This is a genomic window from Paenibacillus sp. FSL H8-0283 (assembly GCF_045040675.1).
Classification (GTDB): domain Bacteria; phylum Bacillota; class Bacilli; order Paenibacillales; family Paenibacillaceae; genus Paenibacillus; species Paenibacillus amylolyticus.
This window is the reverse complement of sequence record NZ_CP150295.1, coordinates 3,143,129-3,158,547: the sequence shown is the minus strand read 5'-3', so window position 1 is coordinate 3,158,547 and position 15,419 is coordinate 3,143,129. Positions and strand designations below refer to the sequence as shown.

The following is a 15,419-nucleotide window of genomic DNA, read 5'->3' as shown; positions in this document are numbered from 1 at the left end:
GAACCTCCTTCATGGTTACACTTTCACTTTCATGGATCGCATGTAGAACAGGCTGGCGACAATACCGATGAACAACAGAACCAGAGATATGGCTGTGCCGTATCCAAACTGATAGTTCACAAAGGCCTGATTGTACATGAAGATCGGCAAGGTTTGTGTCGAAGTACCCGGGCCACCACCGGTCATCGTATAGATCAGCGTGAAAACACCCAGTGTCTGTAGAGTAACCAACATCATGTTGGTCACGATGGACCCTTTTACCATTGGAATCGTAATGTGTCTGACAATCTGGAACCCGGTGGCACTGTCAATAATCGCAGCTTCTTCAACTTCCTTCGGGATATCATCCAGTGCCGACTGATAGACCATCATCGAAAAGGCTGTGCCGTGCCAGATATTTGCGATAATTACACTCACCATAGGGAAACTGAACAACCAGGAGACTGGATTCGCTCCAAACCAGCCGAGGATCTGATTCAATGAACCATTGTCACTGAAAAAGGCGACCATACAGAATGCCACAACAATCTCAGGTGTTACCCAACCGGCAATGACGATGATCCCGATGACCCGGCGGAACGTCACATTTTTCTCTTTCATTAGAAGGGCCAGAATGAACCCAAGCAACACCTGACCAATCACTGCGGAGAAGATGAGAAAAACCAGCGTGCGCCAGACACTAATCCGGAAGTCCGGATCATGAAACATATTAATGAAATTCTGGAATCCGACAAACTCCAAACTCTTGGCTGCCGCACCGGTCAGAGCCATATTCGTAAAGGCAAAACAGATCGTCAGAATGATGGGAACAATGAAAAACACAAGTAATAATAGTACGGAAGGCATTAGAAACAGAAATGAGCCTGGTGCTTTCCTTTTCATAAGTCACTCTCCATTCGAACCGGAAAAAGGGGAGATTGTGCCTCCCCCTCCGAATATATCGATATCCTTATTTCTCTTCGATGCTGTCCGCGCCAAGGGAACGGGATACGTTGTCCTTCAATTGTGTAACTCCCTCTTCCGGCGTCAGCTTGCCAGAGGCAATACTCTCAACAATGCTTTGCAATTGTGCGGATACCGCTGCATATTGATCGTTCGCTGGACGGAAGTGGGCCACATTCAAGAGTTCCTGTGCTTCTTTGGTATAAGGACGATCCGTATAACCTTCAACTTCTGTGGAATCATTACGTGGGCTGAGGCTGCCTTCCGCTACTACACGAGCAGTCGCATTTTCCTTATTCATCAGAAACTCGATAAATTTCCAAGCTTCTTCCTTGTTCTTCGCTTGTGCAGGAACAGACCAAGCCCATCCTCCAGACATCGTAGTTGCTCCAGGTTCTTCCCCATTTTGTGTTGGGAATGGTGCAAAACCTATTTTTTCTTCAACGTTGGCGATTGGAGCAGCACCGTTCTCGGCCCATGTCGAACCTGCCCAGCTACCATCTACAGCCATCGCCAGTTTGTCTTGCGGGAACTGTTGCTGGAAGGCAATACTGCCAGCTTGTCCATTCAGGGCAACCTGCATGGTTGGACCTGTTTTATCCGTGTTAAACACTTGATCTATGAATTTGAAGGAATCCAGCAGCCCCGGGCTGTTCACGACCCATTTCTTGCTGGTGTCGTTATACAGCGTGTCCGCCGTACCATAGAGCAGCATTTCCAGTGTTTGCATGGTGACACCTTCACCGTTTGCTTTGCCCACGATCATATTAAGTGGTGTCACACCCGGCAGTTTTTGCTTGATCGTACGTGCTGCTTCGAGCACTTCTGCCCAGCTTGCAGGTTTGAACGGAACTTCAAGTCCTGCCTGTTGAAACAGTTCCTTGTTGTACCAGATTCCGCGTGTATCCGAGGTAGCCGGAACGCCGTACACTTTGCCGTCTTCTCCGGTAACCCCTGCCTTCAGGTTGTCGATGATGTGTTCTTCCCAATCGGGCCATCCCTGAACCTGTGTATCCAGCGGCTCCAGATATCCCGCAGCAGCATCGGATTTGATGATGGATGTATCTTCGGCAATGACATCCGGTGCCGTATCCGGGGATTTCATTTGCAGAACCATTTTGGATGTATAATCGCCTTCACTTGCCAGTACAGGCGCAATGTTGATTTTGATATCCGGGTTTTCTTTCTCAAATTGATCCACCAAGCCTGATTGGAAAAACTTCGTAAGCGTATCTTCAGATCCTGAAGAACGGAACGATACGGTTACTTCCTTCTTGCCATCACTGGTTGTGCCTGTACTTGAACTTCCACCCGAACAGGCTGTAGTAAGAATGAGCAAGGATGTCATAACTGCTGCAACCGGCATTTTCAATGATATTTTTCTCATGATTCGCTCTCCTCTTGTCGGAATTCAACGAACTCCGAACGTTATGATATACTCGCAGGTTATATCTTACTTTCCTATCCTATTTCTGAACGCGGAATCCGCAATAATCCATAATCAGTTCACTAAATAGCATATTGGACCATGAAAACCAAGGACGTGTATATTCATGTGGGTTGTTGGCCGAAAAACCTTCATGGGTCAGTCCGGTATCCGCATCCGTCTTATGGATAAGCTGAAGCAATCGTAGTTTTTCATTGCGATCCTCTGTAGTCAGCCCCTGCATCGATAAAGCGATATGCCAGATGTACCCTTCCGGTGTATGCGGACTCCCGATTCCTGCTGCTGCTGTTCCCTCATAAAAATACGGGTTGTGCGAGGAAAGAATGAAACGGCGTGTATTCTGATACACCTCGTCGTTCTCCTCCACATATCCGAGATAAGGTAAAGACAGCAGACTTGGCACATTGGCATCATCCATCAGTTTGTGATTGCCTTTCCCATCCGTTTCGTACGCATATATGGTTCCATATTCCGGATGTTCAACGGTGCCATAATCCTGAATACCTTTGTTGATCTGTTCCTCCAACTGCTGAGCATTCGCTGCAAGCGTTTCATCCTCGAACACAGCTTCAGCAATTTCCTGTAGATATCGAAGCGCCACAACAGCGAACATATTGGAAGGAATCAGATAACCATATTCACAACGATCGTCACTGGGACGGAATCCCGACCAGGTCATGCCTGTGTAAGCTGTTTCAGTACCTCGCCCTTCTCGGCTGAGCGTATCGGTTTCGGGAGCATCCAGACGTTGGAACGTGTAGGGTGATTTCGTCTCATGATGTTGCTCCACTTGCCATAACTGCATGATGATCTGGGCTGCTTTACGGAACGTATCATTGAATTGAGTTGTTCTTCCCGTGTTCTTCCACAAGAGATAACTGAGCTGAATCGGATAAGCCAGTGAGTCGATCTCATACTTCCGTTCCCAGATCCAATCATTCATCTGCGTCAGGTCTTCCTGATGTCCTTTTCCACTCTCCGTCTCATTAAAAGCGTTTGCATAAGGGTCCAGGAGAATATATTTCAGTTGACGTTCAACCAGTCCAGCGATCATGTCAGCGATATCTTCATCCTCTGAAGCGAGAACCAGATAAGGTCTGACCTGAGCGGCAGAATCACGTAACCACATGGCAGGGATATCTCCCGTAATCACAAAAGTTGTTCCATCTTCTTTGCGCTGAATTGTGGTTGCCATCGTATTGGTAAAACAATTTTTAAACATTTGGTTGAGTTCCGGATAATCCGGCATACGTTTGTTAACCCGATCAATCATGTCGTATATCGAGGGGGAAATTTCTTGATCATCTCTGGGTGTCAGCATGTTGTCCTCCTTATGTAATCCAGTTTGTTAACCGCTTTCATCATCCTAAAACGAATATAATGTTATGTCAATATATTTATTTGTATATTAGCATGTTGTTTTAATTTAACGACACCAAATAATATACCATTTAAAGCAATTCTCCCCATTTTATCCGCACCAAAAAGAGGCCTCGTTTATACGAAGCCCCTGATTGAACACAATGAATATTAAGTTGTTATAATTAACCCTTTTGTTTCACCATACTCGTTGACTTACCCTTCACCAATCGGGCAGGTAAAACAACTCTGTTCACTGTCATTTCGTTGTTCTGCATACTTTGAAGCACCATCTCGAATGCCTGTTTTCCCATATCAAACTGGCTTTGTCTCATATGGGTTACACGGCTTCCTTCGGCAGCATTTGGACTGTCAAAGCAAATGATGGACATATCTTCCGGGATTCTCAGACCAAGCCGATCCGCTGCCTGTTCTGCAAGTAAAGCAATATGATACTCCGCAGCAAAGAGTGCAGTAATCTGGGGGTATTTCTGTAAATGTTCCACCAATGTCTCCACATCACGGACCTCGACTTGAGGATCAAACACACTTGGCAGTGTCGAAAGAAAAGATTCTAACCACAGTTCCCTGTTCACCAGCACCCCTTGATCATGATGAGCCTCAATGATTCCTTCAATTCGTTCTTCAATCGGTGTAGTGTTCGCCGGAGGCTGCGTCAGAAAAGCGATGTGTCGGTGACCGAGGTTGAACAGATAATTCGTCCCTTCTCGCGCCGCGCCTACATTATCCGTACTGACAGATGAAGCCGGAATTCCTTTCAAGTACCGGTCAATCAGGACAAACGGGAATTTATTAACGACCAGTTTTAAAATCTCATCGCTGAAATATTCACCCTGTGCCGGGAAAATAACCAATCCATCCACACCCAGTTCCAGCAGTTCCTGAATGCTCTGTTCCTCCTGCTCAGGAATCCCGAAGGAACGTCTAAGTACGAGAAAACAATCATGCTCTCGCGAAGCTTCTTCCATGCCATATAACAGTTCTGTACCATACATGTCACTGAAGTTAGTGATGACCAGACCAATGAGCAGCTTCTTCTCTGGATCTTTAACCGAAGCACGCGGAGCAGGTCTGTTAGGTCTTTCTTGTAACATATCTGCTGTGTCGGCTACAAAAGAACCCCGTCCCGGCTGACGAACAATTAATTGTTCACTCGCCAGCATCTCAAGCGCTTTTTTAGTTGTAATCCGGCTCACTCCGAATTCATCACATAATTCCTTCTCCGAAGGAACTCGCTCACCAACTTGGTATTGATGAAGCTGTATCCGTTCGCGCAAGGATTCAAAGATCTGTTCATACATCGGCTTGGATGCCGAATCTTTCCCCAATACAAGCACCTCCATAAATACCCATACTTCTCATGTTCTACATCCTAATATATCATGTTATATCATTAATGTGAAGAAAGAGGCAACTCACCTGCTGACATGTGAGAGCAAAATAAAAAGCATTCCAATGGATGCTTCATTAATCTTAGGCGTCAGATGTGAATCGAGATACAACAAAAAGCCGACAAGCCCTGATACGTCGGCTTATCGGCTTCTTGCTTAGATGGTCAAAACGTAGTTAACATCCATGTCACACTTTGCATAATTAAGGTTGAAGACCCTCAGCGGACGATGGACCCACTTCCGTTTCAGTCTCTTCAGGGCTCGAATCTGGTTCTGGAACTGGTTGTTCTTGTGCTGCGCTGACGAACAATCGCCCAGCTGCTTCCGCCTCTACTTTGTTGCCTGCTGCATCCTGAGCTCGAATTACAATGACTCCACCATCCAGAACAAGGGATGAAGGTGTTGCGTACGTACCCGTGTAACGACCAGGTTCAGTCTCCACCAATGGAACCTCTCCTGCCCCCTGGGCATTCAGATTCAAAGGTAACTGAATCCGGAAAGATGCTTGCAGACCAGGTTTACTGTCAAAAGATACGGTGACACTTTCTCCTGATGTGATTCGAACATCTTCAGCTGGCGTAATATTCGTAAGTTCTGGCAACGCCGTTTCCACGTATACGGTGCGGGTTACCGTTGTTTTGTTGCCAGCGAGATCGGTTGCTGTAATGGTAATTGTGTTCTCGCCTTCGTTAACCAATACGCGATGACTGAAGCTTCTGTCTTTGCCCACTTGTACGGTTTGTCCGTTAACGGTTACCTTATCGAGGAATTGTTCCACGACATTACCCGTTACGTGAACAACTTCCGCATTGATGCGATCTCCTTGAGTTGGCGTAACAATGGTCAACTGCGGTTTGGTCTGATCCAGAATAATGACGACGGGGAGTGAGCGGTCGGTCGTTTTCCCGTCCACCACTGCCTCGGCAGTAATCGCATTAATGCCAGAACGGAGTTTCACACCGTATGAGAACTTCCCATTTGCCACCGTTGTGGTGGCAGCCAGATCCTTGCCGTTGTAGATCTTGATCTGAGCTCCAGATGCCGGAGACGTTCCCGACACAGTGAAGGTTGATTGATTCGTATACGTGTTCGCAGGTGCTGTGAGCACAGGTGCATTTACCGGATATCTCACAACTGCACGAATCATGTAGTTACCTTCTTCATCAGGTGAAGTGCTCCACGCTCCACCTACTCGCTGCCAGCTTCGACCTGCATTTGGACCATCCTCATCGGTAGCGAGTCCCGGAGCGCTAGTTCCAGCTAAGCTCTGTACATACACGATATAGAAATCACCCGTTACAATGACCGGTTCCGGGAATTCAACAGTTGTCCATTGATCGTTACGAAGTGCAGTACCGTCAAATGGTCCAGCCAGTTGTCGTCCCGGAGCTCCGCCCGCACCCGAAGCATCATAGACGGCATATTGGAACGCTGTGCCTCCAGGTACAGGCCATTCGGTGTTCCAGAATCGGAACGATGCACCTGTCAGTTGAGCGGTCTCCAGCTCTGGTGTCATTCGAACTGCCCAAGCGTTATCCGCAGCATTAAAAGCTCGTGCGTTCTCTGCTGATCCATCATCATAAGCAATTTCCCCTGGGAAACCGATGAATGGTTTCAAGGCAATATTTGCCTCTGCTGTCCCATTACCAGGTACAGTTATAGTTACGGTTTTACTGTAATAATCAGCAGCCCGGATGGACAGGGTATAACTTCCTTCCAATACCTGAATATCGAAGCTGCCATCTGAACCTGTGCGAACTTCACCTACATTGGCATCTTCGACCACGAGAACGGAAGCATCAGCCAGTGGTTGTCCTGTACGCTCATCCGTTACTACACCTTCTATCTGTCCATGCGGGATTGCCTCCAGATTAAAGTTGGCTTTGGCTCCACTGCCATCGGTGATCGTTACCCGCTGAGTTAGAGGATAATAGCCATATGCTTCAGCTTTTAACGTGTAATCACCTGCTACGTGTGTGAAGTTATACTTGCCTGTAGCTGGATCTGTCTTCACCGAACGTCCGGTTTCAAGTACGGTAACCGTTGCACTTGCAGGCAGGCTTTGTGGATTAACCGAACCTGTTTCTGGTTTTTCAACTTCCGGTTGTTGCTGTTTCGTTTTGTTAAATTCCGCTTTGTCTGTCCGCGAAATTTTGTACCATGGATTATCATAGGACGGTTTAGGTTTGTCACTGTTAAGCACAACCGCATTGTCCTCCGTGACCGTCTCCGCAGCAACACCCAGTACTCGGAAATCATCAATGAACCAGCCTGTCTTCACAACACTGTTGTCTGAGGTCAGACGGAACCGGAATTGTACTTCATTGCCGGTAAGTGCATCCAGGTCATAGAATACCGGTGCCCATTGTTTACCGTTTGTACTATGTGAGAATTTGCCCAGTTCTGACCATGTGGTTCCACCATCCTTGGTGACTTCCACATACCCGTAGTCGTATCCACTCTCAATCTCGTACCAATGATTAAACGTGAGTGTTCCTTCGGACACATCCGTCAAATCAATGACCGGAGATACGAGTGAATAGTTGGAGCCACTCTCGTACGTATTGTCGAGATCAGTCGCCCAGACATTCGGTGGAGAAACCGCGGTGGCAGGTCCCGTTAACGGAATACCGCGTTCCCACTCATCTTTGGTTCCCGAATGAGTCCAGCCATTATCATCACTGCCATCGAAATGATCGATGTAGATATCCTGAGGCACCTCTACTGTAATGGAGACCTCATTCGATTTGTCGCTTTCATTGCCACTATAATCAAGTGCGGCAACGGTATAGTAATACGTCGAATCTGTCACCGTAGCCGTATCTGTAAACGTTGTTCCTGTTGCAGTTCCAATCGATTCATAACCTGCACCTGCGGTTGTGGAGCGATATACCACATAGGATTCGAGATCCTCATCGCTCGGACCCGTCCAGCTCAAGGCTACATTACCAAGAATATCGGCCGTCGCAGACAATCCGGCAGGAGCGCCCGGAGCAATCTCATCCAGTTCTTCTACAGCGAAATCATCAATGTACCAGCCAGCCTTTTGCAATGAATTATCGCTCGTCAGATTGAATTTGATGAACACCTGCTGTCCCGCGTATTCGCGAAGATCCACATATTGTGTCTTCCAATTGCCACCTGTACCCGTGAAGGTTAACAGTTCTTGGAACACATAATCGCTATCCTCGGAAGCGATGTATACCTTGCCGAAGTCGATGTTATTCTCCAGGTCATACCAGTGCTTGAAGGATAATAACGCCCCTTCTGGACTCTCGGTTAGATCAATAGGCGGCGCAAGCAGATATGCATTGCTATTCGCCACATAAGTTCCTTGCAGATTGGTTGCAATCACCTTGTCACCGGAGTATGCACTTCCAGGACCACTGATTGGTGCTCCCCATACCCAAGTACTTCCGGTCCCACCAGTGGTGAAGCCCAGTTGATCTTCTTCAAAATCCTGAAGATATCCTGGCTGAACACCATTGGAGACAGCCACTTTATATACCTGACTTTCGAATCCGTTGTTGCCGTAGTCGTTCACGCGGATATAATACTCCACACCTTGCGGTTCAATAAGAAAAGCAGGGATTGTCGCTGTATATGTCCCATCTTTGTTATCTCCAGCAATCCGGTTCATCGGTAGATAAACGTACTGGTTGGTGCCTGTCGTTTTGGCAAAAGCCTCGACGGAGACTACTGCGACGTTATCTGTCACATGAGCGGTTAATGGTATATCAATGCCTGTAAAGGCAGAATTAACAGGGGTATGTGCCAGTACTGGCTCTTCTAGATCATCTCCGGCTGTAACCACTCTGCCGGATACTGTGCCGATCCCTTCGAGTACAGAACCCACAGCATCAAGGGCATTAATAATGCCGTGACCGTAGCCGTTATTAGGAGATGTCGGATACTGGCTATCGGTTCTCGGCGTGGCTGTATCTGTAATGATCTGCTCCAGCTGATCCACTGTAAGGGAATGATTGGCCTGAAGCAGCAGTGCAGCAAGCGCAGTTGTATGCGGGCCTGCCATGGATGTCCCGTTCCAGCCTCCCTCATATACTCCGCCCGGAACCGATGAACGGATATTCACACCCGGGGCAGATACTTCCGGTTTGATCTCACCATACGGGGATGGGCCCAGCAGGGAGAACGAAGCCAGATTTCCGTTGATATCGGTTGCTCCTGTAGCAAAACTTTCAGGATAGTTGGCTGGGTTAGCAACAGAACCAGGTCCGCCCGGGTTACCCAGTCTCACATTTCCTGCGGAGAATTCCGGGAAAATCTGAGCATCACGCCAAGCTTGGACCATAGGACGGAACCATTCATCCAATCCTGCGCCTCCGCCCCACGAGTTGTTAACGACATCCGGTGCAAGTTCAGGATGCAGATTGCCTTCCGCATCCACCGGAGCGATCAACCATTGTCCGCCATCGAGAATAATGGCATCCGTTGTTTCCGGATTGAATATCCGCACACCAATCCATTTCGCACCGGGAGCAACCCCGATCTGATTGGTGCCATCTGCTTCCGAGCCAACCATCGTACCCATCGTGTGCGTACCATGTCCGTCTTCGTCCGCAGGGAGGGAAGCATTACTGTGCGGATCATACCAGCTCAGTTCGGGATCAACGATATTGCCCGAGGCATCCAATCCCCGCCATTTGCTGCGAAGCGCAGGGTGAGTATAATCCACACCACTGTCCAGATTGGCAACAACAATCCCTGTTCCATCGATGCCCCGATCCCACACGGCTGGCGCATTGATGTAATCCAAGTTCCATTCCACGTTCTCTGTCGCAAGCTTGTCCTTTGCAGCAGGCTCTTTGTCTTTGTCTTTGACACCGACTGAAGAGTCTTTAGTTGGCGTTTGGACAACATCTTTGCCTGATGCCGCATTCGCTGGTTCTTTACTCACTTCGGCTTTCTGTAAGTATCGTGTCTCATTCGGTAGAATCTTCTCCACCTCAGGCAGCAGCGCAATCTGTTCCATGACTTCTTTGGTACTCGTTACTGCCAATGAATTGACAATAAAATAGCTTTTATATTCTTTGACCTTACCCAGGTCAACTTCCTTTTCCAGATAAGTTTCCAATGGATATTGTGTACGCGAGGCCGTTTCTCGCAGCGAGCTGACAACCGAATTACGAACGGACAGCTTTGTGGCTGAAGCCGTTTGTTTGGCTATGGTCGCCTTTTCAAGGGCCTGTTTGGAGACTGCAGCTGTATCCACCTGTTCCTTCATTTTCACCAGATAGGTCACATATTCACTACCATCAAATTCTTTGGTCAGCTTGGCGTTTACTTTGGACTCCGTAACTTTGGCAAGTCCTGATTTCATATCCAATTTGGATGATGTGGAGTTTTCAGCTGAAACCGGATGAATGATCGAAAATGCAAGGAGAAGCGAGAGCCCCATGGAGATGGGCTTGCGTAACCGATTAATCTTTATCAAACTTTTCCACTCCTTTTACCCGGTTTTTTAATTTAGTCTGGTACATATGCCCTTCTCTGCAGAATGAAACGGTAAAATAACCTTTATTGCGTACGAAATAGATACCCTGGATTTCACATAAAGCCTCACCTCCTTTACAGGTCTGGTTAGGGAACAATATGAGTCAGAAGAGATAACAGATCAGTCTATGATTTTTTACTTGAAAGTTTAGGAGATTGAATGAATCGGATTAAACCATGTGAGTGAATAGTTTGGGTGTTTGAATAATGCAATGAGAGTGAATGTCTATAAGCATTCATGTGGAAGGGTAATCTGGAGCGTTAGCAGAACGCTTGCTAAGGAGTGGTGGATATGACTTTCGATCGTAATTCGAGTGAGTAGTTAAACATTTTAATTACATATAATAGTCGATTAGGAATTTAATTGGATTTTATTGGTATAGTATAAAGTCATTATTCGATATACACAAGCACTATATTGAAAAATATAGAAAATAAGTCTATTTAATGCTTTTATGTGTCTCATGTCGCTTACGTATTCATACTCTCATTTCGCATTTATGTATTTCATTTCGCTTAATGAACAAATGTAGTAGTTCTATGAAACTACGACTTGATGTTCAAGGTTACTATTCAAACAAAGTGGCAAAACAGAGGCTCATCCTTCTGTGTCAATTTTCGTTTAATGGCGTGTTCGAATCGTGTATTCCCTCTCCGTAATCGTCTGAGCTTATAAATGTTAATTTGTGAACTATATATGAATAAAGTATATATTTAACAAAAATAGCACAGAAAATCATGAAAACTGTATTGTATATATTTGGAATTAAATGTAGGATTATCTTGTAACATACATTTGGCGCCAGATCAACCTCACTCTCATCCTAGGAAATGACTGTGAGGAAAGCTACTGCTCTATTGATCTTTTGTCTTTTTGTGAACAGTACGAACTCTAATCTAATTTAAATTTTATATACCAAAAGGAGATGTTTGATTGTGAAAAAATATCAAAAAACAGCAATTGCAGCTCTTTCTTCCATGGCGATGCTTTTAGCATCTGTTCCTGCGGTATTCGCTGATGAAGCTCTTACGCTAACTAACCCTTCCTCCCAGGAAGTTCAGACACAACAACAGTCCCAAGCACAAGAAATTAATATTTTTGCCCCAAATCCCTTAAGAGAATATTTCAATGGTGGATATAGTACCGATATTTACTTGAGTGGAAAAGTCACCTTTAGGTTTAACCCTCTTACAACAGGGGAATATGTGTTTAAAGTTGAAGATATGAGTGGAACCCTGAAGGGAGATGGAAGAGTAATCGTGTCTGATTATGGAACGAAAAGCATCACTCTTGAGAACTTGTATGGTTATCATAAAATTGTAGCTTACTCACCCAATGGTTATGGTGGAAGCTATGACATTTACTACTAATGATTGGTAGTAATAGATATCACAATTATTTATAAAAAGTTCTAACCCCATGGCTCATATGAGTCATGGGGTTACTTTATGATTTTTATAGAAACGATTGAGTCAGCCTCAGATCAAAATTTATATCTCATCATGTAATGTTCACGCCGCCACTTGCATACCCGACAACCGTATTCACAAGTGTGAGTCCGGCTGCCGTTGCCGAGAACACCAGCAGCAGACGTGTCTGTGCAGTCACAGGTATAGTCAATCCGGTTGTTATGCCATTGGAGATACTACCCAATGCAATAATACCGGTGAGTGGAGGTGCCAGTGTAACGACCGCCCCCGGAACCGCAGTAAATGCATTATTCGGAGTAGGTGAACTGAATAATTGCGCAGTGATGGTCACCGTTGAACCAACCAAGGCCAAGGCTGCTGTGGTACTGAAATAGGCAGCAATCGAAGTTATAACGCCATCCCGTGGGACAGAGAACGCAAAGTTAATGAGTGGTCCGACAATCGTTCCCGTTAAATCAATCGTGCCACCCAGAATGCTGACTCCTGTTGCCGAGCTGCCGAAACCGATAAGGCTTGTCGTTCCCACCAGTCCACCAAGAATCGTTGTTAATATGGCAGGTCCGCCAGAAGCAAACGGTATGATGGCGCCAGAACCCGTAGCCCCAGTAACACCAGTGCTGCCAGTTACTCCCGCAATCCCAGTTGCACCGGTCGCCCCGGTTACCCCTGCAATTCCGGCTGCACCCGTATCTCCTGTCACACCTGTTGCCCCGGTAGCCCCGGTGACTCCTGCTACGCCAGGATCACCTGTCGCTCCTGTAACGCCAGCTGCCCCAACAGCTCCTGTACTCCCCGTTGCACCTGTCGCTCCTGTTGCGCCACCTGCTGGGCCTGCCGCACCCGTTGCTCCAGTAACACCTGTTGCACCTGCTGGTCCCTGGGCACCAGCAGCTCCCGGTGTACCAGCTGGACCTACACCACCCTGAGCACCAGCAGCGCCAGCCGGGCCTTGTGGACCAGGTACGCCCTGAGGACCCGCTGGTCCTGCAGGTCCTGCCGGACCTTGACTGCCTATGTTTCTAAGCCCTGTTGTGATAGCCAATTCGGTCGCCCGGATCAAAATGACCAGTTGATCTTTCTCAGCCGAATCGATATTCCCCTGTAAAATGACAGATAGGAGCACATCCAGCAATTGCTGCAAATTGGTTCCCACACTGATCGGAGAAAATGGAACAGCCTCTGCAGATACAATGGTAAGCTCCAAGACCGCTTCGAGATCTGCCTTGGTTCCCTTTTTCAAATCCGAGCAATGAACCAGAGCCAGTAATTTACGCAGTACCTCAATCAGAAGTGAAACATTGTGAGGCGTGGGATTGGCAAAAACCTGTACAATTGCTCCCTTCAACTCACCAATTAATTTGAGAAGGAATTCGGCTTCTTTGTCAAAACACTTATGATGGTGGTTATTGTGATGATGATTGTGGTGGTTATGATGGTGCTCGTGGTGGTGTTCTTTGTGCTGCTCTTGGGGATGGTCACAGTCCTCAGCTTTTTTTTTCTTAAATCCGCTCCAACCATATCTGATGCGTTTCTTTGGTTTCATCTTTTTGCAGATCCTCCTTAGTGAGTCTCAATCAATCCATTACAGGCGAACATCACTGGTTTGATGATATCAGTATATTAGCAAGCAAGAATTTCGTGATTATTATATAAGTAAATTTCCGAATTACAGTTTTCAGCTTGGAGGAACCTCCATTATCATGGAGAGGATTTTGCATGGAAGTCAGCCCTATATATAGCCCAACCAAAAGAGCGCTATCCGATGAGTACAATACTCCTGGATGCGCCCTTTTTATATTTACAGTATTTAATTTATCTTTGTTGGTTAGTCCAATTTAATTTTGAAAACAATAGGCGCATTACTTTTCACAGTTGTCGTTGTGATCATCAGTGCGTCCGCTGTTCTCTCCCATTTCGGTTGTTCCTCGTAACCAAGTACCTGAATATCTTGAATGACCCCTTGAAAATGATGAGAATTTTCCTTCAGGGATTTAATCTGCACCACCCCGTTATCTGGATAGGCAAGAACCGTGGCATACAGATCGCTTTCTTTTAACGTAAACCGTATATCTTCACTCGTAAATATCTTCGTATCCCCATCCGTGAATTGCCCTTCCTTCACCTCTGTCGGACCCTCGCCAAACGTACGCCAGAATGACGTGTCATAGATCGCTTCCCCATTCACTTCCAGCCACTTGCCAATGCTCAGCAAAATCTCACGATCTTCTTCCGGTATGCTGCCGTCTGCTTTGGGCCCAATGTTCAGCAGTAAATTTCCGTTTTTGCTTACAATATCGACGAGATCCCGAATGATCTCTTCAGCCGTTTTATAGTTATTATTTTCCGTATAACACCATGAGTTTTTAGCGACAGCTGTATCCGTTTGCCAAAAATAGGGCTTGAGCTCAGCGAACTGTCCCCGCTCCACATCCGGAACGGCACTACCAAACATGTAGGCCTCGTGTTTATAATTAATAGCTACAGGCTCGCCCCATTCTTCGCCTTTGTTATAATAATAGGCAGCAAATTTTTTAAGATAGGGTTTGAACGCAACCGTTTGAATCCACCAATCAAAATAAAAGACCTTTGGCTGATATTGATCGACCAGTTCACAGCAGCGAATCAACCAGTCCTCCAGATACTCCTCGGTTGGAGGTGAGTCATACAAGTCGAAGTGATCCTTGGGTTCAGGCATGGCAGGCCAATAGAAATCCCCACGCTCCAGAGGTTCCTTAATATCTGAATCAAACTCCTTCCCATGAGACATGAAGAACCAGTGCTCGGCGCGGTGAGACGAAACACATAATGTCAGCCCCTGCTTCTCGTATGCAACCTTCATTTCACCCAGAAGATCCCGTTTGGGGCCCATTTCATATGTGTTATAGTGAGAGATAGAGCTTTTGTACATCTGAAAACCATCATGGTGCTCTGCCACAGGCATAACATATCTGGCTCCAGCCTGTTTGAATAACGTTGCCCATTCGTCTGCATCGAACTTCTCTGCACGAAACATCGGAATGAAGTCTTTATATCCAAAGTCCTTATGAGGTCCATACACCTCAAGGTGATGTTCATAAGCTTTGGTGCCTTGTATGTACATATTTCTCGAATACCATTCGCTATCATAGGCCGGTACAGAATATAGCCCCCAGTGAATGAATATGCCGAATTTCGCTTTTGGGTACCATTCTGGAACTTGGAAGGTGCTAAGCGAACTCCAGTTGTCCTTGAATTTACCGCTCTCAATCGTTGCTTCAATATGTTGCAAATATTCGTTTTTGTCCATGAGATGTTCTCATCCCTTCTGTTATTGT

The 15,419-nt window shown here is 46.4% G+C and carries 8 protein-coding genes; 1 reads left to right on the top strand and 7 read right to left on the bottom strand.

Annotation, left to right across the window (positions count from 1 at the left end; genetic code table 11):
• Window positions 1-15 precede the first annotated feature (15 nt).
• The 5 genes from MHI52_RS14220 to MHI52_RS14200 form a co-directional block, all read right to left on the bottom strand.
• Window positions 16-882 (bottom strand): carbohydrate ABC transporter permease, encoded by an 867-nt coding sequence (locus MHI52_RS14220; RefSeq protein WP_101314027.1) that lies wholly within the window; start codon window positions 880-882, stop codon window positions 16-18.
• Between the two features lie 67 nt (window positions 883-949).
• Window positions 950-2,329: an extracellular solute-binding protein gene (locus MHI52_RS14215; protein ID WP_127545869.1), complete on the bottom strand. Its 1,380-nt coding sequence runs from the start codon at window positions 2,327-2,329 to the stop codon at window positions 950-952.
• A 79-nt stretch (window positions 2,330-2,408) separates the two neighbouring features.
• Complete coding sequence (locus tag MHI52_RS14210; protein ID WP_253508175.1) at window positions 2,409-3,710, bottom strand: glycoside hydrolase family 125 protein; 1,302 nt, start codon at window positions 3,708-3,710, stop codon at window positions 2,409-2,411.
• Between the two features lie 223 nt (window positions 3,711-3,933).
• Window positions 3,934-5,106 carry a GntR family transcriptional regulator gene (locus MHI52_RS14205; protein WP_405159390.1) on the bottom strand — a complete coding sequence of 391 codons (1,173 nt, stop codon included), beginning with the start codon at window positions 5,104-5,106 and terminating at the stop codon, window positions 3,934-3,936.
• A 256-nt stretch (window positions 5,107-5,362) separates the two neighbouring features.
• The gene (locus MHI52_RS14200) at window positions 5,363-10,615 is read right to left on the bottom strand and encodes a S8 family serine peptidase (RefSeq protein ID WP_405159255.1); all 5,253 of its coding nucleotides are present in this window, start codon (window positions 10,613-10,615) and stop codon (window positions 5,363-5,365) included.
• Between the two features lie 995 nt (window positions 10,616-11,610).
• On the opposite strand from MHI52_RS14200, the gene MHI52_RS14195 reads away from it, so the two are divergent.
• Entirely contained in the window at window positions 11,611-12,045 is a 435-nt protein-coding gene (locus MHI52_RS14195; RefSeq protein ID WP_127545860.1) for a hypothetical protein, read from the top strand.
• Between the two features lie 130 nt (window positions 12,046-12,175).
• On the opposite strand, the gene MHI52_RS14190 is transcribed toward MHI52_RS14195, so the two are convergent.
• Both MHI52_RS14190 and MHI52_RS14185 read right to left on the bottom strand, forming a co-directional pair.
• Window positions 12,176-13,648, bottom strand: a complete 1,473-nt coding sequence (locus MHI52_RS14190) for an exosporium glycoprotein BclB-related protein (protein WP_405159254.1) — start codon at window positions 13,646-13,648, stop codon at window positions 12,176-12,178.
• 282 nt (window positions 13,649-13,930) lie between these two features.
• Entirely contained in the window at window positions 13,931-15,391 is a 1,461-nt protein-coding gene (locus MHI52_RS14185) for an alpha-L-fucosidase (RefSeq protein ID WP_405159253.1), read from the bottom strand.
• Between the last annotated feature and the right edge of the window lie 28 nt (window positions 15,392-15,419).

Coding starts and splice junctions, on each gene's coding strand:
- MHI52_RS14220 (WP_101314027.1), bottom strand. CDS start 882: ATGAAAAGGAAAGCACCAGGCTCATTTCTGTTTCTAATGCCTTCCGTA.
- MHI52_RS14215 (WP_127545869.1), bottom strand. CDS start 2,329: ATGAGAAAAATATCATTGAAAATGCCGGTTGCAGCAGTTATGACATCC.
- MHI52_RS14210 (WP_253508175.1), bottom strand. CDS start 3,710: ATGCTGACACCCAGAGATGATCAAGAAATTTCCCCCTCGATATACGAC.
- MHI52_RS14190 (WP_405159254.1), bottom strand. CDS start 13,648: ATGAAACCAAAGAAACGCATCAGATATGGTTGGAGCGGATTTAAGAAA.
- MHI52_RS14185 (WP_405159253.1), bottom strand. CDS start 15,391: ATGGACAAAAACGAATATTTGCAACATATTGAAGCAACGATTGAGAGC.